Annotated in this window: 24 protein-coding genes and 1 pseudogene; 19 read left to right on the top strand and 6 right to left on the bottom strand. The window is 45.8% G+C overall.

All coding sequences use genetic code 11. From position 1 onward, the window contains the following. The first annotated feature begins 28 nt into the window (after nt 1–28). The 4 genes from VFDL14_RS18215 to VFDL14_RS18230 are packed head-to-tail and all read left to right on the top strand — an operon-like array spanning nt 29 to nt 4893. Entirely contained in the window at nt 29–760 is a 732-nt protein-coding gene (locus VFDL14_RS18215) for a protein phosphatase CheZ (protein ID WP_032549646.1), read from the top strand. A gap of 9 nt (nt 761–769) precedes the next feature. Beyond that, complete coding sequence (locus tag VFDL14_RS18220; protein ID WP_032549645.1) at nt 770–2974, top strand: chemotaxis protein CheA; 2205 nt, start codon at nt 770–772, stop codon at nt 2972–2974. Between the two features lie 13 nt (nt 2975–2987). Continuing rightward, the gene (locus tag VFDL14_RS18225) at nt 2988–4100 is read left to right on the top strand and encodes a protein-glutamate methylesterase/protein-glutamine glutaminase (protein WP_032549644.1); all 1113 of its coding nucleotides are present in this window, start codon (nt 2988–2990) and stop codon (nt 4098–4100) included. A gap of 10 nt (nt 4101–4110) precedes the next feature. After that, nucleotides 4111–4893 (top strand): ParA family protein, encoded by a 783-nt coding sequence (locus VFDL14_RS18230; RefSeq protein WP_032549643.1) that lies wholly within the window; start codon nt 4111–4113, stop codon nt 4891–4893. 8 nt (nt 4894–4901) lie between these two features. Here the strand turns inward: VFDL14_RS18230 and VFDL14_RS24515 are convergent, their stop codons facing one another. Then, nucleotides 4902–5066, bottom strand: a complete 165-nt coding sequence (locus tag VFDL14_RS24515) for a hypothetical protein (RefSeq protein ID WP_160168783.1) — start codon at nt 5064–5066, stop codon at nt 4902–4904. Here VFDL14_RS24515 and VFDL14_RS0122950 point away from each other — a divergent pair. From VFDL14_RS0122950 to VFDL14_RS18295, 13 genes and pseudogenes are all read left to right on the top strand, one after another. Continuing rightward, nucleotides 5065–5679: pseudogene (locus VFDL14_RS0122950) on the top strand (chemotaxis protein CheW); the annotation flags it as partial. The gene VFDL14_RS24515 and the pseudogene VFDL14_RS0122950 overlap by 2 nt on opposite strands. A gap of 37 nt (nt 5680–5716) precedes the next feature. Then, entirely contained in the window at nt 5717–6211 is a 495-nt protein-coding gene (locus VFDL14_RS18240; RefSeq protein WP_032549641.1) for a chemotaxis protein CheW, read from the top strand. Continuing rightward, on the top strand, nt 6211–6717 hold the full coding sequence (locus tag VFDL14_RS18245; protein WP_032549640.1) for a DUF2802 domain-containing protein: 507 nt from the start codon (nt 6211–6213) through the stop codon (nt 6715–6717). Before VFDL14_RS18240 ends, VFDL14_RS18245 begins: the two co-directional genes overlap by 1 nt. 270 nt (nt 6718–6987) lie before the next feature. After that, nucleotides 6988–7605, top strand: coding sequence for a cytochrome c biogenesis heme-transporting ATPase CcmA (ccmA, locus tag VFDL14_RS18250; RefSeq protein ID WP_032549639.1), 618 nt, complete (start codon nt 6988–6990; stop codon nt 7603–7605). 1 nt (nt 7606) lies between these two features. Next, entirely contained in the window at nt 7607–8275 is a 669-nt protein-coding gene (gene ccmB, locus VFDL14_RS18255; RefSeq protein WP_032549638.1) for a heme exporter protein CcmB, read from the top strand. A gap of 136 nt (nt 8276–8411) precedes the next feature. Beyond that, nucleotides 8412–9152, top strand: a complete 741-nt coding sequence (locus VFDL14_RS18260) for a heme ABC transporter permease (RefSeq protein ID WP_032549637.1) — start codon at nt 8412–8414, stop codon at nt 9150–9152. Between the two features lie 15 nt (nt 9153–9167). Further along, nucleotides 9168–9374, top strand: a complete 207-nt coding sequence (gene ccmD, locus VFDL14_RS18265; protein WP_032549636.1) for a heme exporter protein CcmD — start codon at nt 9168–9170, stop codon at nt 9372–9374. After that, entirely contained in the window at nt 9371–9853 is a 483-nt protein-coding gene (ccmE, locus tag VFDL14_RS18270) for a cytochrome c maturation protein CcmE (protein WP_032549635.1), read from the top strand. The genes ccmD and ccmE overlap by 4 nt, the downstream gene beginning before the upstream one ends. Continuing rightward, entirely contained in the window at nt 9850–11820 is a 1971-nt protein-coding gene (locus VFDL14_RS18275) for a heme lyase CcmF/NrfE family subunit (RefSeq protein ID WP_032549634.1), read from the top strand. The genes ccmE and VFDL14_RS18275 overlap by 4 nt, the downstream gene beginning before the upstream one ends. Then, nucleotides 11820–12371, top strand: coding sequence for a DsbE family thiol:disulfide interchange protein (locus VFDL14_RS18280; protein WP_032549633.1), 552 nt, complete (start codon nt 11820–11822; stop codon nt 12369–12371). The genes VFDL14_RS18275 and VFDL14_RS18280 overlap by 1 nt, the downstream gene beginning before the upstream one ends. Then, complete coding sequence (locus VFDL14_RS18285) at nt 12368–12853, top strand: cytochrome c-type biogenesis protein (RefSeq protein WP_032549632.1); 486 nt, start codon at nt 12368–12370, stop codon at nt 12851–12853. The genes VFDL14_RS18280 and VFDL14_RS18285 overlap by 4 nt, the downstream gene beginning before the upstream one ends. Further along, a complete protein-coding gene (gene ccmI, locus VFDL14_RS18290; RefSeq protein ID WP_032549631.1) occupies nt 12853–14073 on the top strand; it encodes a c-type cytochrome biogenesis protein CcmI in 1221 nt (406 codons plus the stop codon). The genes VFDL14_RS18285 and ccmI overlap by 1 nt, the downstream gene beginning before the upstream one ends. A 116-nt stretch (nt 14074–14189) precedes the next feature. After that, the gene (locus VFDL14_RS18295; RefSeq protein WP_032549629.1) at nt 14190–14978 is read left to right on the top strand and encodes a VacJ family lipoprotein; all 789 of its coding nucleotides are present in this window, start codon (nt 14190–14192) and stop codon (nt 14976–14978) included. 82 nt (nt 14979–15060) lie between these two features. Here the strand turns inward: VFDL14_RS18295 and VFDL14_RS18300 are convergent, their stop codons facing one another. The 4 genes from VFDL14_RS18300 to VFDL14_RS18315 all read right to left on the bottom strand — a co-directional run bounded on the left by VFDL14_RS18300 (nt 15061) and on the right by VFDL14_RS18315 (nt 19505). Further along, a complete protein-coding gene (locus VFDL14_RS18300) occupies nt 15061–16365 on the bottom strand; it encodes an outer membrane protein transport protein (protein WP_032549628.1) in 1305 nt (434 codons plus the stop codon). Between the two features lie 297 nt (nt 16366–16662). Beyond that, nucleotides 16663–17937: an outer membrane protein transport protein gene (locus tag VFDL14_RS18305; RefSeq protein WP_032549627.1), complete on the bottom strand. Its 1275-nt coding sequence runs from the start codon at nt 17935–17937 to the stop codon at nt 16663–16665. 298 nt (nt 17938–18235) lie between these two features. Next, nucleotides 18236–18964: a DUF3379 domain-containing protein gene (locus VFDL14_RS18310; protein WP_032549626.1), complete on the bottom strand. Its 729-nt coding sequence runs from the start codon at nt 18962–18964 to the stop codon at nt 18236–18238. Beyond that, on the bottom strand, nt 18957–19505 hold the full coding sequence (locus VFDL14_RS18315; protein WP_172974261.1) for a sigma-70 family RNA polymerase sigma factor: 549 nt from the start codon (nt 19503–19505) through the stop codon (nt 18957–18959). Before VFDL14_RS18315 ends, VFDL14_RS18310 begins: the two co-directional genes overlap by 8 nt. A 553-nt stretch (nt 19506–20058) precedes the next feature. On the opposite strand from VFDL14_RS18315, the gene fadI reads away from it, so the two are divergent. Next, a complete protein-coding gene (fadI, locus tag VFDL14_RS18320; RefSeq protein WP_032549624.1) occupies nt 20059–21366 on the top strand; it encodes an acetyl-CoA C-acyltransferase FadI in 1308 nt (435 codons plus the stop codon). Continuing rightward, on the top strand, nt 21366–23567 hold the full coding sequence (gene fadJ / locus VFDL14_RS0122945; protein WP_084181814.1) for a fatty acid oxidation complex subunit alpha FadJ: 2202 nt from the start codon (nt 21366–21368) through the stop codon (nt 23565–23567). Before fadI ends, fadJ begins: the two co-directional genes overlap by 1 nt. A 253-nt stretch (nt 23568–23820) precedes the next feature. Here the strand turns inward: fadJ and VFDL14_RS18325 are convergent, their stop codons facing one another. Further along, nucleotides 23821–26598 (bottom strand): insulinase family protein, encoded by a 2778-nt coding sequence (locus VFDL14_RS18325; RefSeq protein ID WP_032549623.1) that lies wholly within the window; start codon nt 26596–26598, stop codon nt 23821–23823. Nucleotides 26599–26677: the final 79 nt, after the last annotated feature.

Genomic DNA, 26677 nt, shown 5'->3' with positions numbered 1-26677 from the left:
GTATATGCGGAGTAAGGCCGAATTCAGGATGATTTCATTAGAACAAGCAAAAAGATTAGTAGAGCTGCTTGAAAACGATGAGCAGCAACAAGCTGATTCTCTTGTTAGAAGCATGTATGAAGAGAATGTTGGTCTTCAAGACAACCCAATGCTTCAAGAAATAGGTTCTCTGACCCGCGATCTCCATGACTCTTTGACACAATTCAATTTCGATGAACGCATTAGTGTTATCGCAAATGATGAAATCCCAGACGCTCGGGATCGCCTTCAATATGTCATTGATAAAACGGAAGTCGCAGCAAATAAAACGATGGACGCGGTCGATCGTTGTATGCCAATCGCAGACAACCTACACGAGTGTTTACTTCAAGTAAGGCCTCAATGGAATGAACTGATGCATGGCCGCATTGAGCTGGCACAATTTAAAGCTTTATGTCACCGCATTGATGGATTACTTGTTCAGGTAGAAGGTGATAGCACCGAACTGCGCGGACAACTGACTGAAATCTTGATGGCTCAAGACTTCCAAGATTTAACTGGCCAAATCATTGGTAAAGTTATCACTCTTGTAAATGAAGTCGAAGGCCGTTTAGTAGAGATCCTAACCGCATTTGGAGCGGATCAAACTAGCCAAAATAAAGAGACCGATAAGAAAGCGGCAACCGCACCTGAAGGGCCAATCATGAACCCTGAAGAGCGAGCAGACGCAGTGGCATCTCAAGATGAAGTCGATGACTTGTTATCCAGTCTTGGATTTTAAAGGTAACGTATGAGCTACGAATTAGACGAAGACATTCTTCAGGACTTTTTAGTCGAAGCGGGCGAAATTCTTGAACTACTTTCTGAACAGTTAGTAGAACTTGAGAATAACCCAGATGATAAAGATCTACTAAATGCTATTTTCCGAGGTTTCCATACCGTGAAGGGTGGTGCAGGTTTCCTTGCACTTACTGAACTGGTTGATACCTGTCATGGCGCCGAGAATGTGTTCGACATTCTAAGAAATGGCCAACGTAGCGTAACAGCAGGTTTGATGGATACCATGCTTCAAGCACTGGATACCGTTAACGTACAGTTCCAAGCTGTTCAAGACCGAGAGCCTTTAGAGCCTGCAGAACAATCTTTGCTGGATGAGTTGCATCGCCTATGTAAACCAGAATCAGAAGATGAGGTTGCTGCTCCTGCACCTGTAGTTGAAGCGCCAGCACCCGTCATTGAACCTGTTGCTGCAACGGAACCTGCAGCACCAGCTGATACCAATATCAATGCATCATCAGTCGATGAAATCTCTCAGGATGAATTCGAAAGACTGCTAGATGAACTGCACGGTAAGGGTGGTTCACCAACTGCAGCCGCAGACGCGACACCGCCTCCTGCACCAGCAGCGCCAGCACCTGCGGTAGATAGCGGTGACATTACAGACGATGAGTTTGAAAAGCTGCTCGATGAATTACATGGTGCAGGTAACAGCCCGTCTAACGCGAGCGCAGCGCCACCACCTCCACCGCCAGCAGCACCAGTCGCCTCAGTTTCTGCAAGCGCAGATGGCGACGACCTGATGACGGATGAAGAGTTTGAAAAACTGCTCGATCAACTGCATGGTTCAGGTAATGGCCCATCAGCAGAAGAGTTAGATGCAGCGACCAAGCCAGCTGAAGTGAAGCCAGATCCTGCTCCAGTAGCAACTGCGCCTCAGCCTGTTGCTGCACCTACAGCGGTACAAACCCCTGAACCGGTGAAAGCGCCAGCGCCTGTTAAATCAGAAGCAAAAGCACCTGCCGCTAAGAAGCAACAAGCGGAAGCAACGGTACGTGTTGATACTTCAACACTAGACACCATCATGAACATGGTTGGTGAGCTTGTGCTGGTACGTAACCGCCTAGTGAGCTTAGGTTTGAACAGTAACGACGAAGAAATGTCGAAAGCTGTCTCTAACTTAGACGTCGTAACTGCAGACCTACAAGGTGCAGTAATGAAGACGCGCATGCAGCCAATTAAGAAAGTGTTTGGCCGTTTCCCACGCGTTGTACGTGACTTGGCTCGTAGCCTTAAGAAAGACATTGTACTTGAGATGCGCGGTGAAGAGACCGATCTCGATAAGAACCTAGTAGAGGCTCTTGCGGATCCATTGATTCACTTGGTTCGTAACTCAGTTGACCATGGTATTGAGATGCCTGAAGCACGTGTTGCTGCTGGTAAGTCTCGTACTGGTAAAGTGATCCTGTCTGCTTCTCAAGAGGGTGATCATATCGAATTGGCTATCGTTGATGATGGCGGCGGTATGGACCCAGATAAGCTTCGTGCAATTGCGGTGAAACGTGGTTTGATGGATGAAGATGCTGCATCTCGTCTTTCGAACAAAGAGTGTTTTAACCTGATTTTTGCTCCAGGCTTCTCAAGTAAAGAACAAATTTCAGATATCTCTGGCCGTGGTGTAGGTATGGATGTAGTTAAAACTGCAATCAATACTCTGAACGGCTCTATCGATATCGACTCAGAAATGGGTAAGGGAACTAAGATCACAATCAAGGTTCCACTGACGCTAGCAATTCTACCGACATTGATGGTTGGTGTTGCTGGTCACCCATTCGCACTGCCATTGGCATCAGTAAACGAGATCTTCCACTTAGATCTTAGCCGTACAAACGTAGTTGATGGTCAGCTAACGATCATCGTTCGTGAAAAATCGATCCCGCTATTCTATCTACAGAATTGGCTAGCACCGAAAGCAGGCATCGTTGAGTTACGTAAAGGCCATGGTCACGTGGTTATTGTACAACTCGGAAGTCAACGTGTTGGCTTTGTGGTTGATACTTTGATCGGCCAAGAAGAAGTGGTAATTAAACCTCTAGATAATTTGCTACAAGGCACGCCAGGTATGGCGGGAGCAACGATCACCAGTGATGGTCATATCGCTCTTATCTTAGATGTACCAGATCTACTGAAGCAGTACGCAGCAGCGTCTAGAATTTAATTTAAGGATAAATATGGCGATTAAAGTATTAGTCGTTGATGATTCGAGCTTTTTCCGTCGTCGAGTAAGCGAGATCATCAATTCAGAAGCGCGCCTAGAAGTCATTGACGTTGCCGTAAACGGCAAAGAAGCGGTCGAAAAAGCCAAAAGGCTGAGACCTGATGTCATCACAATGGATATTGAGATGCCAGTTATGGACGGTATTACTGCCGTCCGTGAAATCATGGCTGCAACACCAACGCCGATTCTAATGTTCTCTTCGTTAACACACGATGGTGCGAAGGCAACACTGGATGCGTTGGATGCAGGTGCTCTAGACTTTTTGCCGAAAAAGTTTGAAGACATTGCTCGAAACCGTGATGAGGCAGTTTCACTGCTACAACAACGTGTTATTGAGATCGCATCAAAGCGTGCACTACTAAGACGTACAGCTTCGATTTCTCGCCCAGTGACGCCAGCTGCGTCAACGGCAGCACCTGCAGTCTCTTCGTTGCGCCAACCAGCTGCTCCGGCTAAGCCAGCGGCAGCCAAGTTCCGCGCATCAGGTAAGAAGTATCAGTTGACTGCTATTGGTACATCAACGGGTGGCCCAGTAGCACTTCAAAAGATTCTGACACGTATCCCTGCGAATTACCCGCATCCAATTGTGTTGATTCAGCATATGCCGGCAACGTTTACCGCAGCATTTGCGAGTCGTTTGAACACCTTATGTAAGATCGAAGTGCGTGAAGCTCAAGATGGCGACATGTTAAAGCCTGGCGTTGCTTATCTAGCACCAGGCGGTAAACAGATGATGATAGATGGCCGTCCGGGTTCAGCTCGACTGCGTATCATCGATGGTGGCGACCGCATGAACTACAAACCTTGTGTGGATGTGACATTTGGCTCTGCGGCGAAGATCTATAACGACAAAGTGCTGTCTATGGTACTTACCGGAATGGGTGCAGATGGTCGTGAGGGTGCACGCATGCTTAAATCTGCAGGTTCAACCATTTGGGCACAAGATGAAGACAGCTGTGTTGTATATGGTATGCCTCAAGCAGTTGCTAAAGCGGGCATTTCAACTGAAGACCTTCCTCTTGAGCGTATCGCCGAGAGAATGTTGGTTGAAGTTGGCTTAGCTTAGGTAGCGCATCATGATTGTTTGGAGTGTTGCAAACCAAAAAGGTGGTGTAGGTAAAACTACAACAACGGTGACTTTAGCTGGGCTTTTGAGCCAAAAAGGTCATCGAGTTTTGTTGGTAGATACCGACCCACATGCATCACTGACGACGTATCTGGGTTACGACTCAGATACGGTCGAATCCAGTTTGTTTGACCTGTTTCAGTTGCGTGAGTTTACGCCTGAAACGGTGACACCTTTGACTCTGCAAACAGAGGTTGAAGGTATCGATATCATTCCTGCGCACATGTCTTTGGCGACCTTAGACAGAGTGATGGGAAATCGCAGTGGTATGGGCTTAATATTAAAGCGCGCACTTGCAGCGGTGAAAGATGACTATGATTACGTGTTGATTGACTGCCCACCAATTCTTGGTGTGATGATGGTGAACGCGTTAGCAGCAAGCGATCGCATTTTGATCCCAGTGCAGACTGAGTTCTTGGCTATGAAAGGTCTTGAACGAATGATCCGTACTTTGACCATCATGCAGAAGTCTCGCAAAGCGCCTTTTAAGGTAACGATTGTTCCTACTATGTACGACAAACGTACCAAGGCGTCGCTGCAAACATTAACTCAGTTAAAACATGACTACCCGAATCAGGTGTGGACATCAGCAGTACCGATCGACACCAAGTTTAGGGATGCAAGTTTGAAGCGTTTACCAGCGTCTCATTTTGCATCTGGCAGTCGTGGTGTATTTGCGTATAAGCAGCTGCTTATTTATCTCGAGAGGCTGGGTATTAATGAGCTCCAGTAAAGATTCAGCTATCGAGCAAGGCAGCTTATCAAGGGGGGGGGGGGGGGGGGGGGGGGGGGGGGGGGGGGGGGGGGGGGGGGGGGGGGGGGGGGGGGGGGGGGGGGGGGGGGGGGGGGGGGGGGGGGGGGGGGGGGGGGGGGGGGGGGGGGGGGGGGGGGGGAAAGCTGGGACATTGAAGAGCCTCAAGTCTTCAGTGAACCGGTTTATCAGCCGAGTGTTGAAGCCGTTGAAGAGACGGTTTCCGTACAGGAAGATTTAGAAACGGTAGAGCAAGAAGTTGAGCTTGAAACTCAAGCGGGTGGGGCAAGTAACTTCACTTCGTGGGAGAGCACAGTTCGTAGTGAAGACTTCCAAGTACTCTACTTTGATGTGAATGGTGTGACTTTTGCAGTCCCATTAGATGAACTTGGTGGCATACACCGTTTAGAAGAGCTGAGCCATCTGATTGGTCGCCCAGCTTGGTATTTAGGCCTTCAATCTAATCGAGATAGTCAATTAGATGTGGTCGATACCGCAAAATGGGTGATGTCTGAGAAGTTAACCAGTGACGAATACAAAGAAAACTATCAATATATAGTGATGCTTGGCGAGAGCATGTGGGGACTGGCGAGCACTGAGCTCAAAGGTACCGAGCTCTTAAATACAGATAAAGTACGCTGGCGAGAAATGGCAGGTAAACGTCCATGGCTCGCGGGTATGGTTAAAGAAAAAATGTGTGCTTTGATTCATGTTGAAGCATTGATCGCCATGCTAAATGCAGGGTTAGATGTAAAAGCATTAGATTAATAATAGTGAGCCGGTAACGGCGGCAAGAGGATTGAATATGTCTCAATTGAGTGAAGTTGAAGTAAGAAAAGATCAAACCAATGATGAAGTACTTCAATGGGTGACATTCCAACTTGAGGAAGAAACTTACGGCATCAACGTAATGCAGGTGCGTGAAGTTCTTCGTTATAGTGAGATTGCTCCAGTACCAGGTGCTCCAGACTACGTACTGGGTATTATTAACCTACGTGGTAACGTTGTAACAGTTATCGATACACGTTCACGCTTTGGCCTAATGCAAGGCGAGATCACTGACAACACTCGTATCATCGTTATCGAATCTGAGCGCCAAGTGATTGGTATCCTAGTTGATAGCGTGGCAGAGGTTGTTTACCTTCGTTCTTCTGAAATCGATACTACGCCAAGCGTTGGTACTGATGAAAGTGCTAAGTTCATCCAAGGTGTGAGCAACCGTGACGGTAAGCTTCTGATCCTAGTTGATTTGAACAAGCTACTAAGCGAAGACGAATGGGATGAGATGGCTCACCTGTAATGTTTGAAGCGCTTCCCTTAAGCCCAGCTGCACTGACTATTGGAGTTGGGTGTTTTACGCTATTTATCGTTGTGCTGTTGGGCAAAGTGAAAAGTGTCCTACAAAAGCAGCTCGACCACTCTCGCGCGCAGGTTCGTAGCTTGGAAAAAGAGCTTCAAAAATCGAGCAAGCAGCTGCTAGAGGTGCGCTCTGTTGTGGTTGGTCTTGGCCAGAAAGTGACAGAGCAAGAAGATGTGATTAAGCATCTAAATGAGCGTATTGTTGAGTTAGAGCATGCCGATACAGACGGTAGACTCTACACTCGAGCGACCAAAATGGTTCAACTTGGCGCTGGAATAAACGAGCTTATCGAAGAGTGTGAACTGCCAAAAGCAGAAGCTGAGCTAATGATGTCTCTGCAGAATAAATTAGCAGGCAAAGAGAAGATCCCATCTCTTCGTAGCAACCCATCATCTTATGATGAGCAGCCTAAGTCTTACGATCGCCGTAAGCCACCACGTCGCTAAAAATAAGTTAAGCGCGAAACGCGAATCCAAAAAGAAGCTCAGGCTTCTTTTTTTGTTTTTGGTGTTTACCAATTGGAAATCTTACTTATAGAACGCTGTGTCTAAGTGTTTGTATCTTTGAGATATTATGTATTAAACATAAAATGTGTAAATTTTGACACAGCGTTAACAGTTTCTTACTGAGTTTGTTCTTTCGCAAAGACCTATTCCTGTTTTGTCACCATAATGGTGTGCTACTATACCCCTCTTATTATTGGACCTATATTTCCTATGTTAGAAGTCTCAAATTTAACCGCTATTCGTGACGAAAGAGTTCTCTTTGAATCTTTGTCTTTTCAACTCAAAGCTGGCGAACTCGTTCAGGTTGAGGGAAGAAATGGTACTGGCAAGACGACACTACTTAGGATCATCACCGGATTAGGCGATCGAGACGAAGGCACGATTTCATGGGATGGCCAGTCAATAGAGTCCAATCGCGATGCTTACCATCAAAATCTACTGTTTCTTGGTCACCAAACCGGTGTCAAGCGTGAGCTAAGTGCTTACGAGAACTTAAGCTTTTACCAATCTATTCACAGTGGCAAAGCAAGTAAGGAAGAACTGTACGGCGCTCTTGCGCAAGTTGGTTTGGCAGGGCGAGAAGATGTGCCAGCAGGGCAGTTGTCTGCAGGACAGCAGCGCCGAGTAGCGTTGGCTCGTTTGTGGTTGAGTAAGCAGATGTTGTGGATCTTAGATGAGCCACTAACAGCAATCGATAAGCAGGGTGTGAAAGTTCTCGAGAATTTGTTTTCACAACATGCAGACAATGGCGGAATTGTGTTACTAACAACGCACCAAGATATGTTCGCCGACAGCCCGAAACTAAGAAAAATAAAGCTGGGTGAATAATATGATCGCTTCAATGACAATGATTATCCGACGTGAGCTTCTAATTGCGTTTCGTCGCCAGGCCGATATTTTTAACCCGTTGTGGTTCTTTATTATCGTTATCACCTTGTTTCCATTGAGTATTGGCCCCGAGCCTAACCTTCTTGCACGTATCTCTGCGGGGATCGTTTGGGTTGCTGCTCTGTTATCAGCTCTGCTTTCACTAGAGCGTCTATTTCGTGATGATTTTCAGGATGGAGCACTAGAACAGATGATGCTCATGCCCATCCCGTTGCAGTTGGTAGTATTGTCCAAGGTCATAGCACACTGGTTATTGACTGGTTTACCATTAATTTTAATTAGTCCGCTTTTGGCTGTTCTGCTATCGCTGGATTTTGATACATGGCTTTCAGTTGTGTTGACCTTGCTGGTAGGGACGCCCGCGTTGAGTTTTATTGGTGCTATTGGTGTTGCACTGACGGTTGGGTTACAGAAAGGGGGCGTACTGCTGAGTTTGCTCATCCTACCGCTTTATATCCCAATTTTGATTTTTGCGACCTCGGCAATTGATGCGGCAGCACTAGGTGTTGCGTATAACGGTCAATTGGCTGTGTTAGGTGCGATGCTAATGGGTGCGATGACATTAACGCCTTTTGCTATTAGTGCAGCGTTACGTGTGAGCGTGAACTAATTAAACAGATTTCGGTGTGAACTAATTGACACCATTGGACTCCTAGAGTCGCCATACGGAAAGCAACCGTAAACAAATTATAATAACTATAGCTTTAACAGCTGTAAGTAATATGAAGTAAGAGTGAGATTACAACATGTGGAAATGGCTCCATCCCTACGCCAAAGCGGAAACCTCTTATCAGCTTGCTGGTAAGCTTCTGCCATGGTTCTCAGTTCTAGCACTAGTGTGTCTATCCGTTGGTACCGTTTGGGGGCTTGCATTTGCACCTTCAGATTACCAACAAGGTGATAGCTTTAGAATTATCTACATTCACGTTCCATCTGCGATTTGGTCGATGGGTGTCTACATGTCGATGGCGATTGCAGCCTTTATCGGCCTTGTGTGGCAGGTGAGATTGTCGGATATGGCATCACTGGCAATGGCTCCAATCGGTGCTGTATTTACCTTTATTGCGCTTTTGACGGGTGCAGTTTGGGGTAAGCCAATGTGGGGTGCTTGGTGGGTGTGGGACGCTCGTTTAACATCAGAACTGATCTTACTATTTTTGTACCTGGGCGTTATCGCTCTGCACCACGCTTTTGATGATCAGAAAACAGCGGCAAAAGCAGCAGGTATTCTTGCTATTGTCGGTGTCATTAACCTACCTATTATTCACTTCTCAGTAGAGTGGTGGAATACACTGCACCAAGGTGCGACGATCACTAAGTTCGATAAGCCATCGATCTCAAGTGATATGTTGTGGCCACTGCTTCTTAATATTTTCGGTTTTGCATTCTTCTTCGGCGCCGTGATGATGGTTCGTTTCCGTAACGAAATCATCAGCAAAGAAGGTCATCGTCCGTGGGTCCGCAAACTAGCGGCCGAAAAAGCGTAATCGGGGTAGGTAATTATGTATTTTGAATCTCTAAGTGATTTCTTTGCGATGGGCGGTTACGCCTCTTACGTTTGGAGTGCATTCGGAATCACTTTTCTTGCGATGATCATCCTGCTAGTAGTGAGCGTTCGTCGTGGTAAGCAATTGCTCAATGAAGTACAAGCTAAAGTTGATCGCCAGGCGCGAATCGATGCAGCGAAAAAAATGGAGAACACTCTATGAACCCAAGGCGTAAAAAGAGACTGGGCATTGTCCTAGCTATTTTTATTGGTATTAGTGCAACTGTCGGCTTGATGGTTTATGCACTGAATCAAAACATGGATCTGTTCTACACACCAACGGAATTGGTAAACGGTAAAGACGGCCATAAGCCAGAAGTAGGCCAACGCCTGCGAATTGGTGGCATGGTTGTTGTTGGCTCTGTGAAGCGTGATAACGAATCTTTGCGCGTAAGCTTCGACTTAGCGGATGTTGGCCCTAAGGTAACCATTCTTTACGATGGTATTCTTCCTGATCTTTTCCGTGAGGGACAAGGTATTGTTGCTCAGGGCGTATTAAAAGATGCGACGACCATCGAAGCGTTTGAAGTTCTAGCTAAGCACGATGAAGAGTACATGCCTTCTGAAGTCGCTGAAGCGATGAAAAAGACACACGAGCCTTTGCAATACTCGACTGAACAAAAAGAAGGAAGTGCTAAATGATAGCCGAGATCGGCCACTTTGCCATGATCCTATCGCTAGGATTGGCATTGTTGCTGAGTGTGCTCCCACTCTACGGAGCAGCTCGCAATAACACTTTGTTGATGAACAGTGCCCGCCCACTTTCTTGGGGTATGTTCATTTTCCTAGCGATTTCGTTTTTTATTCTATGTTACGCGTTCTACACCAATGACTTTACTGTCCAATATGTAGCGAGTAACTCCAACAGCCAGCTACCTTGGTACTACCGTATTACGGCGGTATGGGGTGCACACGAAGGCTCACTACTGCTTTGGGTATTAATCCAAGCAGGTTGGACTGTTGCGGTAGCGGTGTTTAGCCGTGGTATGCCACAAGAGTCGGTAGCGCGTGTTTTGGCGATCATGGGTCTGATTACTGTCGGTTTCTTGCTGTTCATCATTGTGACCTCGAACCCGTTCCTACGTACCTTGCCATTCTTCCCTGTTGATGGTCGTGACCTAAACCCGCTTCTTCAAGATCCAGGTTTGATCATTCACCCACCAATGCTTTACATGGGTTATGTAGGCTTCTCGGTTGCATTCTCTTTTGCGATTGCCTCTCTAATGAGCGGTCGCTTGGATACGGCATGGGCGCGTTGGTCTCGCCCTTGGACAATCGCGGCTTGGTTATTCCTAACTCTAGGTATCGCACTAGGTTCATGGTGGGCTTATTACGAACTAGGCTGGGGCGGCTGGTGGTTCTGGGATCCAGTAGAAAACGCATCATTCATGCCTTGGTTGGCAGGTACTGCTTTAATGCACTCTTTAGCGGTGACAGAAAAGCGCGGTACATTTAAAGCATGGACAGTATTGCTGGCAATCTCAGCATTCTCGTTGAGCTTACTGGGCACCTTCCTCGTTCGTTCAGGTATCTTGGTATCGGTTCACGCCTTTGCTTCAGATCCTGCTCGCGGTATGTTTATCTTAGGCTTCTTAGTCTTTGTTATCGGTGGTTCATTGCTTCTGTTCGCGGTGAAAGGCGCTGCAGTACGAGTTCGTGGTAACTTTGATCTTGTTTCTCGTGAGAACTCACTGCTTGCGAATAACGTGCTACTTATCGCAGCGCTTGTGGTTGTATTAGTTGGTACATTGCTACCGCTTGTGCACAAGCAGATTGGTCTTGGTTCAGTATCTATCGGTGCTCCATTCTTCGATATGCTGTTCTTCTGGTTAATGATTCCTTTCTCATTCCTACTTGGTATCGGTCCACTGATCCGTTGGAAGCGCGACAACCTGTCTAAGCTTGTTAAACCAATGGTTGTGTCTGGCGTATTGTCACTTGGTTTGAGCTGGTTGATGGTGAGCGTACTGGCTGAATACTTCAGCGGTACTGCGTTTGCTGGCTGGGTAATGGCATTCTGGATCATCTTCATGCACGGCTTTGAGCTGCATGAACGTGCGACGCACCGCCATAGTTTCTGGACGGGTGTTACTAAGATTCAGCGCAGCCACTGGGCGATGATGTTGGGTCACCTTGGTCTTGCCGTTACTGTTATCGGTATCGCTATGGTACAGAACTATAGCATTGAGCGTGATGTACGTTTGGCTCCAGGTGAATACTACCAACTTGAAGAGTACGATTTCTATTTTGCGGGTGTTCGTGACAAAGATGGTCCAAACTACGATGGCTATATCGCTGATTTTGAAATCACAAAAGATGGTAAGTACATCAACACATTGCACGCAGAGAAACGTTTTTACACCACAGCGAAGTCTATGATGACTGAAGCAGCGATTGATCGCGGTGTGACTCGCGACCTGTACATTGCGATGGGTGAACGTCTAGATGACAATAAATCTTGGGCTGTTCGTGTTTACTACAAACCATTCGTTCGTTGGATTTGGGCTGGCTCTCTGATCATGTCGATTGGTGGTGCTATTGCGATCAGTGACCGTCGTTACCGTTTCCGCAAGCCAGCGAAAAAGACAGTCGAGAAGCAGGAGGCTTAATGAATAAGAAGATACTTTTCATTCCATTGATTGCTTTTATGGCACTGGCTGTCATTTTTGCAACTCAGCTTGTACGCAACCAGTCGGGCGATGACCCGACTAAGCTTGAATCAGTATTGATCGGCAAAGAGGTTCCTGAGTTCCGTCTAGAAGACCTAGCGGAGCCGGGCAAACTGTACGACCAAGCTGTATTTAAAGGTGAGCCGTTGCTTTTAAACGTTTGGGCTACATGGTGTCCAACGTGTTACGCAGAGCACTCTTACTTGAACAAGCTAGCTTCACAAGGCGTTAAGATCATTGGTTTGAACTACAAAGATGATCGCACAAAAGCGGTAGGCTGGTTGAATGAGCTTGGTAACCCGTACCTAATCAGTTTGTTTGATGGCAATGGTATGCTAGGCCTAGATTTAGGTGTATATGGTGCTCCAGAAACTTTCCTAATTGATGCAAACGGCGTTGTTCGTTACCGCCACGTTGGTGATGTAAACCCAACTAACTGGGCATCAACGCTTGAGCCTATGTATCAAGACTTGTTGGAGGAAGCAAAATGATTAAACACGCACTGATTGCGTTGTTAGCAACGTTTGCTATTTCTCTAACAGCTACTGCGGCGATTGAGATCCATGAGTTTGATAACTTGCAACAAGAGCAGCAATTCAAAAACTTGAGCAACACGCTGCGTTGTCCAAAATGTCAAAACAACACCATTGGTGATTCGAATGCAGAACTGGCAGTCGACCTTCGCCAAAAAGTGTATGAGATGACGAAAGAGGGCAAGTCTGAGCAAGAGATCATTGATTACATGATTGCACGCTACGGCAATTTCGTTACCTACAATCCGCCATTAACGCTAGCAACATCGATCCTATGGGTTGGTCCATTTGCCGTTGTGGTATTTGGTTTCGCGCTGATTGTACTGCGCAGCAGAAAGTCGAAAGCGAAAGCTGTAGAGTCAAATGAAGATTGGGATGCAGACAAAGAAGCACGTTTAAAAGCGTTACTCGATGAAGAGAACGACGGAGACAAGAAGTAATGACTCTATTTTGGATTTCTACAATTATCCTTTCATTAGCTGCTGTCGTGTTGATTGTCTTGCCATTTGTGAACAAGAAAGCCAACAACGATGAAGCTCTTCGTGATGAATTGAACAAGGCTTTCTATAAAGATCGTCTAGATGAGCTAGAGGTTGAAGCGGAAGAAGGTTTAGTTGATAACCAACAAGAGCTGATTGCTGATCTTAAGCAGTCTCTTCTTGATGATATTCCAGCAGAAAAAGCGAACAAGAAGACACAGATTTCAACAGCTGTTGTGGTCGTGCCGTCTGTGCTGATGGTAATCGCGCTTAGTTACGGTATGTACTTTCAGTTTGGTGCGATGGACAAGGTTCAGCACTGGCAACAGGTGAGTGCAAATCTACCGGCTCTATCTAAGAAGTTGATGTCTGCAGAGGGCAGTGCGTTGACAGACGATGAGTTGGAAGACTTAACGCTTGCACTTCGTACACGCTTGCACTACCAGCCTAAAGATTCGACAGGTTGGTTATTGTTGGGTCGTATTGCTCTTGCGAATCGCGACGCGCAAACGGCTATCGATGCAATGGAGCGAGCATACAAGCTTGAGCCAAATAACGAAGACGTTCAGTTAGGTTTTGCACAGGCATTAATGCTATCGCCAGACGAAGCTGAACAGAACCAAGCTCGCCTGCTACTAAGCCGTTTGGTACAGAAAGACTACGTCGACTTGCGTGTATTCTCACTGCTAGCGTTTGATGCATTTGAGCGTCAAGACTATCCGTCAGCGGTGAAATACTGGAGCATCATGCAACAGATGATCGGTCCTCAAGACAGCCGTTACGAGATGCTATCGCGCAGCATCGAGAGTGCTCAGAAGAAAATGGGTAACTTGATGGGCGTAGCGGAAGGTAAAAGTGTTGCTGTAACCCTGAACCTAGGTGAGCAAGTTAATGCTGATCCTAATGCTGTACTTATCGTGTCAGTACATAGAGCAGACGGTTCTCCTATGCCAGTGGCGGCAGCTCGCTACCCGCTAGGTGCATTCCCTCGTACCGTTGTACTGGATGATGGTAATAGCATGATGGAAGGTATCAAGCTGTCTAGTCTTGAATCTCTGATGGTTCGCGCTAGGCTTGATACAGATGGCAACGTTGCGACTCGCGAAGGCGATTGGTACGGTGAGAGTGAGGTGGTAGAGCTAGGTTCTCCGGTAACACTAAGTATTGACCAGCAGTATTAATAAGCGAATTGCACAAGCGAGGCTATTCCGATTTCTTTAGAAACGTTATAGACTTACGCAAACAATTGAGGCCAGCGATTGCTGGCCTTTTTATTATTCCTTATGGAAAAGGTGTTATGTCTATCAGCATTTTAAGACTTTCTAGCTTAATCTTAGCTGCCACTATTACAGTCGGGTGTTCAAGTGTGCCCGATGAAGAAGTCGCACAATCAGATAGCCAAGTGACGACGGAATATGAAGCTGAATCGCATCCTAATGACCCTTTTGAAGGCTTCAACCGTGCTATGTGGGATATCAACTATGAGTATCTTGACCCTTACTTAGTACGTCCGGTGTCTCTAGCTTACGTTAACTACACACCAGTTCCGGTACGTACCGGTATCTCTAACTTTCTCGCGAACTTGGATGAACCAGCCAGTATGGTCAATAACTTGATCATGGGTAATGGTGAAAAAGCGTTGGATCACTTCAACCGTTTTTGGATTAACACCACTTTCGGTTTGGTTGGTTTGATCGATATTGCGAGTGAAGCGGGCATCACCAAATACGATGATAAATCGTTTTCTGACGCTATCGGTCACTATGGGGTTGGCAATGGCCCATACTTCATGATTCCGGGTTATGGTCCTGTTACCACACGTGAAGTGACAGAGCAGGTTGATGGTCTCTACTTGCCACTTTCGTTATTGAATTTCTGGGCTGGTCTAGGTAAATGGGCACTAGAAGGTATGGAGTCGCGTGCTCAACTCGTATCTCAAGAAGCACTGCTCGAACACTCTCCAGATCCTTATGCTCTGACACGTGATATCTATATTCAACGTCGTGACTTTAAGGCAGAAATTGAGCCAGAAGAAGTCGACTTAGAAGAGGAAGATTTGATTGATGGCTATTTGGAAGACTTTTAACGATTAGCCTTAACAAGTCAGTAGATATAAAAAAGCTCGGTAAGTACCGAGCTTTTTTGATCTTGCTTTGTATTTTAAGAGCTTAGAAGCGGTAGTTTGCTTGAACACCCACTAGCCAGATGCTACCAGATACTTCGCCTTCAAATGAGCCGCCGAAAGGTGCTGACGCTGCATCGTCCTCTAGCATCTTAGCGTCTTTTGCTAGGATGTAAGTGAAGCCAGCATCCAGAGAAAGTTGTTCAGACCATTGGTAGCCAGCACCAATGCTCAACCAAGTACGATCTGTCTCTGGAATCGTTGCTGTGCGGTGCTCTTCACTTACAGCTGACGTGTCGTAAGCAATACCTGAACGTAGAGCTAGTTTTGGTGTCATCTGGTAAGTGGTACCAATAGCGAAGCGGTAATTATCTTCCCAGTTTTCTTGTTTGATGTCTTGCGTACGTGCTGGGCCAAATTCTGGAATGTCAGCAACAAGTTCTTTGAAGCTGCTCCAGTTTGTCCAGTTAACACTTGCGTGAATAGCTACTGTATCTGTTAGTTGATGGAAACTTGCCAATTCAGCTGTAGCAGGAAGTGCTAACTCCATAGAGCCATTGTATTGTGGTTTAACAGTTCCGACTACCGCCGCGACACCGTCAAACGCCGCACCTTTAGCGTGGCCTTCTAAAGTCAGGTCTACCTCTGATTTATAAGTAAAGCCTAAGCGGTTGTTTTCATTGATCTGCCATGCGGTACCTACTTGCCAACCCCATGCAGTGTCGTCACCTTCCATATATTTTAGCGTATCGCCCTTTTGTACGCCTGCTGGAGCAAATGCCGATGCTGCTACCGCACCAAAACTGCCTTCCGCCATAACGTAGCGAATACCACCGCCTACAGACACATTGTCTAGAACTTGGTAAGCCGCATTTAGGTTTAGCTCCATGCTGATTACGCTAGCTTCGTTACCGTGGTTTGCACCACCGAAATCTGTTCCTAAATCTGTCTCCATACCGTAGTTAGTACCCGCTGCAAAGCCGATTGCTAACTTTTCTGAATACTTGTGAGATACATAAAAGTTAGGAATCACAGCGCTATGGGCAAAATCATTTGCGCTTGATGGCGTTGTCACGCCTCCAAGAGATGTTGAAGTTCCATCAATATCGATGTTTGGGTCAACATAGATCGCGCCAACAGAAACCTGTGTGCCTTCTAAGTAGGTAAGCATCGCAGGGTTACGCCATTGTGCACCTGCATTGTCTGCCATTGCTGCTTCACCTGCGTATGCACGGCCAAGACCAGTTGCAGAGTATTCTGCTAGTTGGAAGCCTGCAGCGTGTGTAACGCTAGATGTAGAAAGTAAACCAACTGCCACTGCAGCAGATAGGAGAGTCTTATTCATTTTCATTATTATGTTCGCTGAATCATAAGTATTAAGGTCAGTGATTTTACTTTTAGAGCTATTACTTTAAAAATGAAATTCGAATAAAACACTGTTTTAGGTATTAAATGATTAAAAATGACTTAATTGCAGCTAAAAAAACTGAATGTTTCGAAGGTGTTACGGATTTTGAGCGTACACTTGTAGTGATATAAAGGTGTTAGAGGATACAGGTGTAAGCTTAACTGGGGGATTGTTGTGTAGTCTAGGCAATAAAAAAGGTCGCTAATAGCGACCCTTTGATGTTTTTACGTTTAGCTTTGATTAAAAGCTGCGGCTGTATTGTAGACCCATTAGGATCGCATCAGCATGAGTTGTTGCGTTGACACCAGTTGAAAGTCCAGGAGCAATAGGAGTGCTTTCTGATACAGATACATCATCACCCATCAGGTATGTGAAACCAAAATCAACATTTGAAGCTGTGTCAATGTGGTAAGTGAAACCTGCAGAGAACCATTGACGATCTGAATCAGGAACTGAAATAGATGTTAGCTCATCCTGTGCGCTTGTGTCATACATGTAACCAGCTCGAAGAGTCCAATCAGAGTTTAGGTAGTATGTACCACCGATAGCGTAGTGCCAACCGTCTTGCCATTGATACTGTTTTGAATACGTTGAGCCAAGTGGTGAACCTTGTAAGTTATCAAAGTCGATTTGATCGAACGCACCCCAACCAATCCACTGTACAGAGTAGTGCACTGCAAACTGAGTGTCTTCAATTTTGTGATAACCAGAGAATTCAGCAATATCTGGTAGCGGTAGAGTGATCTCTTGGCCTTTGTCATCTTTAGCTGTGATTTCTGGGCTATATCTGTACGCAAAGCCAAAGCGATTATTTTCATCTAGTTCATAGACAGTACCGACATTAAAGCCTACAGCCCAACCATCAGCTTCATCAACATCCACCAATGTGGTACCTGCAGGAACTAATCCACCACTAGCTGCATCTAGAGCGGCACTAGTTTGTCTTTTCATTGTACCTTTGCCGTAGATAAGGTCTAAGCCTGCGCCAAAGCTCCATTGGTTATTTAGTCGGTATGAACCAGCAAGACCAAAGTTAATGCTCTGAACATCAGTTAATCCACCGTATTCTGCAGCAGTATAGTTATCATCAAACTCTGTCTTAGTACCGAAGTTGGTGTAAGCATTTACACCCCAAGCAAATTTGTCATTCACTGGAACAATCAGGTGAATATTGGGTGCGATAGAAGTGTCACCAACATCATCGGTATCAGCAACTGGAATTGGGTTACCATTAATATTGTATTCTGCATCCTTAACTTCAATCATCGAAGTGATGCTTTCAAAACCAAGAGAAAGCTCAGTTTTGTCAAATAGCGCCATTGCTGCTGGGTTACGAGCCATTACAGAAGCGTTATCTGCAATTACTGCGTCACCAGCGAATGCACGGCCGATACCAGTCGCAGATTGTGCGTTAAGTTGGAAACCTGCTGCCATTGCTTGTGAAGAGGCGAGTGTAATTGTCGTAATTGTTACTGCTAAAAGAGACTTTTTAAACAGACGCGTGTTGTTTGTCATTTATTAATTCCTTTATGTATCCGCCTCTACAGGGCGATTTATTTGAGCTTTTGCTCAATGGGGGCTGATCCTAAGCGTTAGTATAGAGTATACAAATCCGACCATTGAAAAATTTGAGCATAAAATTACGGAAATGACGCCTATCTGACACGAAAATGGTAGGAAACGCTGTTTTTTAGAGTTTTAACTCTAGCGTTATATTTTTTGTGAATGGTTGTGGCTTTATTTATAAAACAAAGCCCAGCAATATCAGTGATATAGTGCTGGGCTCAGTGTTTACGGGCGTTTGACTAGCAGATTAGCTCATCGGTTTGATCATTTTAGATAGCTTTTCTGCAATTTTGTCGACATCTTCACCTTCCATGCCAACGAGTATCAAACTGCTGTTATCGATAGGGGTGATGGAACCAGACATACCGTCTTCTTCGAAGTTCTGGCTTTTGTCTGAAGGTATACCAGTTAAAAACAGCGTTACTTTGCCTTTTTCACCTTGGAATACCATGTGCATTGCGTTGGATTTACCAAAGCCACAGTGGTTCAGGTAATAAACGTGATATGGGAAAGTATCATCGAATTGGAACGCAAATGGGTTCATCTTAGTATTAATTTGATCAGACGATACATTCTCATCTAATACTTCAACAAACGGCTTTTCAGTGACCACGTGTTTTAACGCGGTGTCAGCTAAACTTGCATGTGCAGGAGAAACAAACGCGTTACCCCAATTAACTTGCCCGACAAGAAGACCAGCGACAAAAGCGACAGATGCAGCCATTGCCATAGCACGGCGAGCGAAAGTAGGCTTAACTACTTTACTCTCTTCATAAGATGTTTGGTTGAATAAGATGCGATCGGCAAGATCGTCAGGCACATCCACGTTCATGGCTGAATGAATTTGCTTATCGAGAGCAAGAACATCATCCAAGAATTTACTATTGGCCTCACTGTTTGCTGTAGCATCCATGATGTCTTGATTTCGTTGTTTCGGTTCCGACAATATACGACGACGGAATTCTAAATCATCCATTATGCTGCCCCCTTTCTGCCTCTTCTGAATCCAGCATCTCTTTGAGCTGGTTTCGCGCCCTAAATAATCGTGTCATTACCGTGTTTTTGTTTAGCTCTAAGACATCAGCGATCTCTTCACCACTAAACCCACCAATCACCTGAAGAAAGAGTGGTTCACGGTAATCAACGTCTAATTTCATGATCTGGGCTTGTAGCCACTGGTGCTGGTGATGCGGGTCGTCACTGACTTTAGCATCATTACCGTGGTCATCAATATCAACCAGATCAAACTGTTTGCGTTCAAAACGTCGAGCATTCTCTCGGCGTAAAATCGTGATTAACCAAGATTTCGCTGCTTTCTCATCTTGCAGACTGTCTAATGACTTCCATGCCCGTAGGCAAGTTTCCTGCACTAAATCCTCAGCAATGCTTTTGTCTTTGCATAACCAATAGGCATAGCGAAATAGGTCGCGATGATAAGCACGCACGAGCGCTTCGTATTTTCTTTGTTTGTCCATATCAGAGTTGACCGGACGCTTGGCAGTTTTCTTTCCAAACATTTTTATTATCGACACATGAGCCTCCATATTTGCTCTGTGGATAGAGTGTCTTTGTTCGTTGTGCTTTGTTTTCTATGCTGTAATCGATTGGAGATCGTAAAATCACATTAAAATTGATCTACTTCAAAATCTAAGACTTCGAACAGGCTATAGTACATCTTGTCGTCTAGTTAGTCTTTATGGCTAACATGTTGAGCAAGACGACACTTCCTTTTGAAGGCTGACTTTACTTTCTCCTAATCAGGAAACTGATTATTTCAATTGGCGTAACGTTAATTGCTTTAAAACATTCCAACCACACAGTTCTGTGTGGTTTTTTTTTGCCTCAAGAACGTAATAAGCAACAAGATTCTTATTTGTTGCAAATGATTGTTCCTGCTTTTAGTTTAACGTTTATTTGAGCCTTAATAATCCGAAAGGTTCGATTCAATATCACACTTCTTATTACTGAGCGCTTTCTACCCGTGTCACGTTTATTTAAACGGCCGTTTGATTAAATTAACAACTTCTTTACAATGCATCAGGTCAGACCTCTCAAACTTAAGGAGAAACCATGGGCAAACAGGAAGTCAAAACTCGTTCGGGAGAGCGTGTTGCCGTTGTCGCTGGATTACGAACCCCATTCGCTCGCCAAAGTACAGAATTTAGTCAAGTGCCTGCGGTAGATCTAGGAAAAATGGTCGTGAGCGAAATGCTTGCGAGAACAGATATTGACCCTGCACTTATCGAGCAGGTGGTATTTGGCCAAGTGGTTCAAATGCCAGAAGCGCCAAACATCGCACGTGAGATTGTGTTGGGTACAGGAATGAACATTCACACTGATGCTTACAGTGTGACTCGTGCCTGTGCTACAAGCTTTCAAGCGGCGGCCAACGTTGCAGAAAGTATCATGGCAGGAACGATTGATGTGGGTATTGCGGGTGGTGCAGATTCGTCATCTGTTCTGCCGATTGGTGTATCGAAGAAACTTGCGGCTAACCTTCTTGCTCTGAGCAAAACCAAAACGCTAGGCCAAAAACTCAAAATACTAAAAAGCCTATCAGTGAAAGATCTCATGCCAGTTCCGCCAGCGGTCGCTGAGTATTCTACCGGTTTGTCTATGGGACAAACGGCTGAACAGATGGCAAAAACGCACGGCATCACGCGTGAAGAACAAGATGCACTCGCTCACCGTTCACACTCTCTTGCTTCTCAAGCTTGGAAAGACGGCAAGATTCAAGATGAAGTGATGACAGCTTTCCCAGCACCTTATAAGAAGTACATTTCAGAAGATAACAACATTCGCCATGAATCGACGCTAGAGGGTTATGCGAAGTTACGTCCAGCCTTTGACCGTAAATACGGTAGTGTCACAGCAGCAAATGCGACACCACTAACCGATGGTGCAGCAGCAGTTATGTTAATGCGCGAAGGTAAGGCAAAAGAGCTTGGCTTAGAAGTGATGGGCTACATTCGTGGTTTCGCTTTCTCAGCAATCGGCGTTGAGACCGACATGCTAATGGGCCCAACTTATGCGACCTCAAAAGTGTTGGAGAATACAGGATTAGAGCTGTCTGATCTGACGCTTATCGATATGCACGAAGCCTTCGCAGCACAAGCTTTGGCGAACGTGAAAATGTTTGCAAGTGATGAATTTGCTCAGCAAAACCTTGGTCGAGGTAAAGCGATTGGTGAAATCGATATGGACAAGTTCAACGTTCTTGGTGGTTCCATCGCTTATGGTCACCCATTTGCAGCAACCGGTGCCCGTATGATGACGCAGACTCTGCGTGAGCTGAAACGTCGTGGTGGTGGTTTAGCGTTGAATACAGCGTGTGCCGCTGGTGGTCTTGGTGCAGCAATGATCTTGGAGGTAGAGTAATGTCTAATAATGCTGAAGTGAACACAGAAAACGAAGTTGCTATCAATAATGAATCAGCTCCAGCGTCAGCAGAGAAGGCGTTCTCGCTGAGCATCGATGATCAAAACATCGCTTGGTTGGCGATTGATGTTCCTAATGAAAAAATGAACACGCTACAGGCCGCTTTTGCTGAAGAGATGAAGAGTATCTTTGAACAGCTCAAAGAGAAGCAGAGCAGCGTTAAAGGCCTGATTGTTCATTCCTTAAAACCTGACAATTTCATTGCAGGCGCCGACGTGCGAATGTTAGATGCGTGTACCAGTGCTAGTGAAGCCGAATCGTTAGCAAGACAAGGTCAGGAGATGTTCCAAGAGTTGTCTGACTTACCATATCCGGTAGTTGCAGCGATTCACGGACCTTGTTTAGGCGGTGGTCTAGAGCTTGCTCTAGCATGTGATTACCGAGTTTGTACTGATTCAGACAAAACTCGCTTAGGTCTACCAGAGGTACAACTAGGCCTATTGCCAGGCTCTGGCGGTACTCAGCGTTTGCCTCGCCTGATTGGCTTATTACCATCGCTAGACCTTATCTTAACGGGTAAGCAGTTACGTGCGAAGAAGGCTAAGAAGCTAGGCGTTGTTGATGCCTGTGTGCCTGAAACTATTCTCCTTAAAGTGGCGAAAGACTTAGTTGAGAAGAACTCGGGTAGCAAGAAGGGCAAACGACTTGCGTCGAAGAGCCAAGCTTCGACGAAAGAGAAACTGATTTCTCGCAATGGCCTGGGTCGTAAGGTTATTTTCGAGCAAGCAGCTAAGAAAACCAATCAGAAAACACGTGGCAATTACCCAGCTGCAGACGCGATTCTTGATGTGATTCGTCATGGTCTAGAGAACGGTTTTGAAAAAGGCTTGAAGTACGAAGCGCAGCGTTTCTCTGAGCTAGTAATGAGTGACGAATCGAAAGCACTACGCTCTATTTTCTTCGCAACAACAGAGATGAAGAAAGAGCATGGTGCCGATGCTGAGCCAAATCGCGTTAACCGCGTGGGTGTCTTAGGTGGTGGCCTAATGGGTGCTGGTATCAGTCACGTAAGTGTTGCTAAAGCTAAGGTTCCAGTTCGTATTAAAGATGTTTCGAATGATGGTGTTCTGAACGCTTTGAATTACAACTACAAGCTGTTCAATAAGCAGAAGAAGCGCCGTATTCTGAGCCGTGCAGGTTTGGAAAGCAAAATGCTACAGCTATCAGGTGGTATCGATTTTACCAGCTTCAACCATATTGATGTAGTGATCGAGGCAGTATTCGAAGATCTGGATCTTAAGCAGAAGATGGTCGCGGATATCGAAGAAAACGCGAAGCCAGAAACCATCTTTGCAACCAACACCTCGTCTCTACCAATCCATAAGATTGCAGAGAAAGCAGAGCGTCCAGAGAATGTTGTAGGCCTTCACTACTTCAGCCCAGCAGAAAAAATGCCATTGGTTGAGGTTATTCCTCACGAAGGGACGTCAGATCAGACTATCTCAACAGTGGTTGCTCTAGCGAAGAAGCAAGGTAAAACGCCTATCGTTGTAAAAGACAAAGCGGGTTTTTATGTAAACCGTATCCTAGCGCCATACATGAATGAAGCTGCTCACCTTCTGCTAGCTAATGAGCCTATCGAAAAACTCGACAGTGCTCTGCTTGATTTCGGTTTCCCAGTAGGACCAATCACTCTACTAGACGAAGTGGGCGTAGATATCGGCGCGAAAATCATGCCGATCCTTGTGAATGAGTTGGGTGATCGCTTCCAAGGTCCTGATGTTTTTGATGTTCTATTGAACGACAACCGTAAAGGGCGTAAGAGTGGCAAAGGTTTCTACACTTACAAAGGTAAGAAGAAAGAGGTCGATAAGTCAGTCTACAAACTTCTGAAGCTTCAGCCAGATCCTAAGCTGAGTGATAACGACATCGCGATGCGCTGTGTGCTGCCAATGCTAAATGAAGCGGTTCGCTGTCTAGATGAAGGCATTATTCGCAGCCCACGTGATGGTGATATCGGCGCTATCTTCGGTATCGGTTTCCCTCCATTCCTAGGCGGTCCGTTCCGTTACATGGATCAAATTGGCGTGAAGTCGCTGGTTGAGATGATGAATGACTTTGCTGTGAAGTACGGCGATCGTTTTGCTCCGTGTGATGGTCTACTGACTCGTGCTGGTCTGGATGAGCCGTTCTACAAGTAGAGTGATATAGACTCATGATAAAGCCCGCATCCATTGACGATGCGGGCTTTTTTGTTTGGTGCGTACAGTAAGCAGATTCCCGACTCAGTCGTTCCTCCTTCTCGGGAGTGACGGCAAAAGTTCGTGAAAAAATGACGTCATCTCCTAAAGCGACGAAGGAGCGTAGTAGGAGATCTCTTTTAGCGCTAGGCAGATCAAAAAAGGTTGATGCGCTAACATCAACCTCTTTATTTGCTGAAACAGTAATAACGTATTAACCGAGCTCAGTATCTTTCGGGCGCAGCTGGAACTCTTCAATAGAACCAATCTCAACGCCCATTGAGAGCGAAGGTTCCTCTTGATGAGCGTTGCCTTGTGCATGCATAACCAAGCGGTTAGCGGTGCGTGGTTTTAGTTGGTTGACCACGAATCGAATCATGTCGCTGCGTGATAACTCCTTGAGCTTTTCGAGAACTCGTTCACGCTGGTTGAAGTCGGTGTCTTTATTACCAATTGCGACCCACAGACGTTGAGCACGACCTCGTAATGTTGTGTCGGGTGTCGATATCTGATTCCAAAGCCCGCGCTTACTGCTGTGCCATTGATAGTCATTGAGTTCTAACAGCACCATGTAGAACGCATTAAGAAACTCGTCGATGGATGAAATCAAGTCAACAGGAGCGGCATTAGGAGACTGTACATACAACACAATGCCAGGGTGGCGGTTGAGTGGCATGTTGCCAGTACCAACCATATATCCGAGCTGTTGCTTGGTGCGAATCTCATGAAAGAAGGTCGCCGACATCAAATGGTTAGCCAAGGAATAGAGCGCGATGCTTTGTGGCGAAATGTCGGGACATTGGTAGTAAACCACAATTGCGGAATCATCTTGGTTGCACACTACTTCACGCTGGAAACTGCCATTTTCTCCAAGCATAACTAGTGGTCGCAATGACTCTTCGTATGCTTGGTCTTTGACTCTTAAAGCATCTTTCAGTGATTCCGCCATCTGCAAGGCATCGTCTTTACGCCAATCACCGTAAACAAACATCTCGACATGTAGCTCAGCTAAAATGGCTTGGACAAATGAAGAAAGCTCATCCACTTCAATGGTTTCTAGCGCTTCAATTAACACCGAATAGGGTGGGTTATTGGGTTGTAGTAACCCTGTCATTGCATTAAATAGCTGCGAGATAGGGCGATCTTGCGACGCGTTGCTCCAACTTCTAAGCAGTTGGCTCTTAATCGTTTCAAAGCGAGCAGGGCTGAACTGGCGAGAAGCAAAGCGCTCCAGAATCATATTTAGAAGCTGTGGTTGCTTACGGCTAAAGCCCGAAATCGTCAGTGTCACGCCGCCTTGATGGGTATACATGTTGTATCCCATTCCGGCAATTTCAGCTTGATATGTCTCTTTTTCGAGTGAATCTAAGAACATTTCGACGCACAATCGCGTCTTAACAATGTTCCTCGGACTTGCTACAGAGTGAGGGCTATCGATCGCGACGTACACCACGCCTTTTGGCACGCGAAACTCTGTGTCTTGCAGGTGCCACAATTTAAACCCGTCCAGTTCTTGTAGAAGAGTCGGATGAGTTTTTGTCTCTTCAAGCTCAGCCGGGTCTAGGTCGTAACAGATGAATGGGTTTTTACCCGGTAATTCAAACTCCCACCCAGGGTTAATGCATTGGAAAGATTGCTTTTGCTCTTTAGCGAAAGGTCGCACCGAGTAAGGCGTGAAGTACCATTTCGCTTGACGATCATACTCAAGTCCTTGAGCAATCAACGTTGAGCGCATGTTGTCGACGGTGAAGTGTTTGAGTAAAGAAAGTTGCAATGCTTCATCGTAACATTCCATTTTGTAGTCACCGTAGACCACGTCATGCTCTGGATAGTGCTGCATGTTTATCACAAGGTGGCTAACTACATCCATTGGACGAGCAGGCTCTTGGAAGCGGAATGCAGACTCGAGAACAGCGCGCTTTTCAAGGTAGCGCCACTCTTGCATGCCTTCTTTTTCAATCAGCTTAATGTATTGAAATACCGCTTGGGTGATCTCATCAACTTTCGTTAAGCCTTCGACAGAGAGTGAACAGCTCACTGTGAAATCACGGTAATTACTGCCACTGGCTCCACCGCCAGCAGAGAGCGAAGTGATCCAGCCTTTCTCTTTCAACTGCATCATCAGACTGCCTTCACCTTCATAGCCCAATAAATGTGCAAAGAAGGAGAGGGGCTTAATGCTGTAATGTTCATCCATGCTTGGCATCGGGAAGGTCAGTATCAGTTTGCGAATCTCTTTAATCGGTTCGACAAACACCTGAACGCCAGTGCTTTCTGGGCCAACAATAGAAACGTCGACTTTCTTCCCTTGTCGCTGATGATTAACAATGCCGCTGAATCTTTGCTCAACCCAACTCTGCATTTGATCGAGAGGTTGATTGCCCGACAAGGTCAGCGTCATTAAATCGGCGGAATACTGTTGCAGGTGGAAGTCCAGAATCTCTTGGCGAATGGTTTGTCCGTTTCTATCGCCTAGCGTTTCAATGTTACCGACAGAAAACTTGGCGAAAGGGTGCTCAGGGTTGACCAACTCTTTGGTCACTTGATAGAGGCGTCGCGAGTCGTCGTTGAGCTTCATCTTGTATTCAGAATCAACTGCTTGGCGTTCTTTATCTAGTGCTTCTTCATTGAATAACGGAGCCGTGAAAAACTGGCTGAAGCGGTCGAGTGCATTTTCAAACGCATCTAACTCGACATCGAAAAAGAAACAGGTATGTTCTGTGCCAGTCCAAGCATTATTGCTGCCGCCATGTTGGCTAATAAAACTTTGGAACTCTCCGACCTTTGGATACTTTTCAGTTCCCAAAAAAAGCATATGCTCTAGGTAATGAGCTAAACCTTCTCGATCACTTGGGTCATCGAAGTGCCCGACATTGACCGCTAATGCGGCGGCGGCTTTTTGAGCGTGTTGGTTATGAACAAGCAACACTCTTAAGCCATTATTAAGCGTTAAGTAGCGGTATTGGTGTTCGTCGTTTGGGCTTAGATGCACACGCGTGTCTCCAGAGAAGGTTGTGTTTAAATTATGTACCCGATGTAAATCGGTGCAAACCTTGTAATCCTATTTTGGG

The organism is Vibrio fortis (genome assembly GCF_000695685.1).
Classification (GTDB): domain Bacteria; phylum Pseudomonadota; class Gammaproteobacteria; order Enterobacterales; family Vibrionaceae; genus Vibrio; species Vibrio fortis_A.
Note: the sequence above shows the minus strand (reverse complement) of the source record. Positions and strands in the feature narration are given on the sequence as shown.

Bases quoted from the DNA above. Each gene is read 5' to 3' on its own strand.
- VFDL14_RS18215 (WP_032549646.1), top strand. From the start codon at position 29: ATGATTTCATTAGAACAAGCAAAAAGATTAGTAGAGCTGCTTGAAAAC.
- VFDL14_RS18220 (WP_032549645.1), top strand. From the start codon at position 770: ATGAGCTACGAATTAGACGAAGACATTCTTCAGGACTTTTTAGTCGAA.
- VFDL14_RS18225 (WP_032549644.1), top strand. From the start codon at position 2,988: ATGGCGATTAAAGTATTAGTCGTTGATGATTCGAGCTTTTTCCGTCGT.
- VFDL14_RS18230 (WP_032549643.1), top strand. From the start codon at position 4,111: ATGATTGTTTGGAGTGTTGCAAACCAAAAAGGTGGTGTAGGTAAAACT.
- VFDL14_RS24515 (WP_160168783.1), bottom strand. From the start codon at position 5,066: ATGTCCCAGCTTTCCCCCCCCCCCCCCCCCCCCCCCCCCCCCCCCCCC.
- VFDL14_RS18240 (WP_032549641.1), top strand. From the start codon at position 5,717: ATGTCTCAATTGAGTGAAGTTGAAGTAAGAAAAGATCAAACCAATGAT.
- VFDL14_RS18245 (WP_032549640.1), top strand. From the start codon at position 6,211: ATGTTTGAAGCGCTTCCCTTAAGCCCAGCTGCACTGACTATTGGAGTT.
- ccmA (WP_032549639.1), top strand. From the start codon at position 6,988: ATGTTAGAAGTCTCAAATTTAACCGCTATTCGTGACGAAAGAGTTCTC.
- ccmB (WP_032549638.1), top strand. From the start codon at position 7,607: ATGATCGCTTCAATGACAATGATTATCCGACGTGAGCTTCTAATTGCG.
- VFDL14_RS18260 (WP_032549637.1), top strand. From the start codon at position 8,412: ATGTGGAAATGGCTCCATCCCTACGCCAAAGCGGAAACCTCTTATCAG.
- ccmD (WP_032549636.1), top strand. From the start codon at position 9,168: ATGTATTTTGAATCTCTAAGTGATTTCTTTGCGATGGGCGGTTACGCC.
- ccmE (WP_032549635.1), top strand. From the start codon at position 9,371: ATGAACCCAAGGCGTAAAAAGAGACTGGGCATTGTCCTAGCTATTTTT.
- VFDL14_RS18275 (WP_032549634.1), top strand. From the start codon at position 9,850: ATGATAGCCGAGATCGGCCACTTTGCCATGATCCTATCGCTAGGATTG.
- VFDL14_RS18280 (WP_032549633.1), top strand. From the start codon at position 11,820: ATGAATAAGAAGATACTTTTCATTCCATTGATTGCTTTTATGGCACTG.
- VFDL14_RS18285 (WP_032549632.1), top strand. From the start codon at position 12,368: ATGATTAAACACGCACTGATTGCGTTGTTAGCAACGTTTGCTATTTCT.
- ccmI (WP_032549631.1), top strand. From the start codon at position 12,853: ATGACTCTATTTTGGATTTCTACAATTATCCTTTCATTAGCTGCTGTC.
- VFDL14_RS18295 (WP_032549629.1), top strand. From the start codon at position 14,190: ATGTCTATCAGCATTTTAAGACTTTCTAGCTTAATCTTAGCTGCCACT.
- VFDL14_RS18300 (WP_032549628.1), bottom strand. From the start codon at position 16,365: ATGAAAATGAATAAGACTCTCCTATCTGCTGCAGTGGCAGTTGGTTTA.
- VFDL14_RS18305 (WP_032549627.1), bottom strand. From the start codon at position 17,937: ATGACAAACAACACGCGTCTGTTTAAAAAGTCTCTTTTAGCAGTAACA.
- VFDL14_RS18310 (WP_032549626.1), bottom strand. From the start codon at position 18,964: ATGGATGATTTAGAATTCCGTCGTCGTATATTGTCGGAACCGAAACAA.
- VFDL14_RS18315 (WP_172974261.1), bottom strand. From the start codon at position 19,505: ATGTTTGGAAAGAAAACTGCCAAGCGTCCGGTCAACTCTGATATGGAC.
- fadI (WP_032549624.1), top strand. From the start codon at position 20,059: ATGGGCAAACAGGAAGTCAAAACTCGTTCGGGAGAGCGTGTTGCCGTT.
- fadJ (WP_084181814.1), top strand. From the start codon at position 21,366: ATGTCTAATAATGCTGAAGTGAACACAGAAAACGAAGTTGCTATCAAT.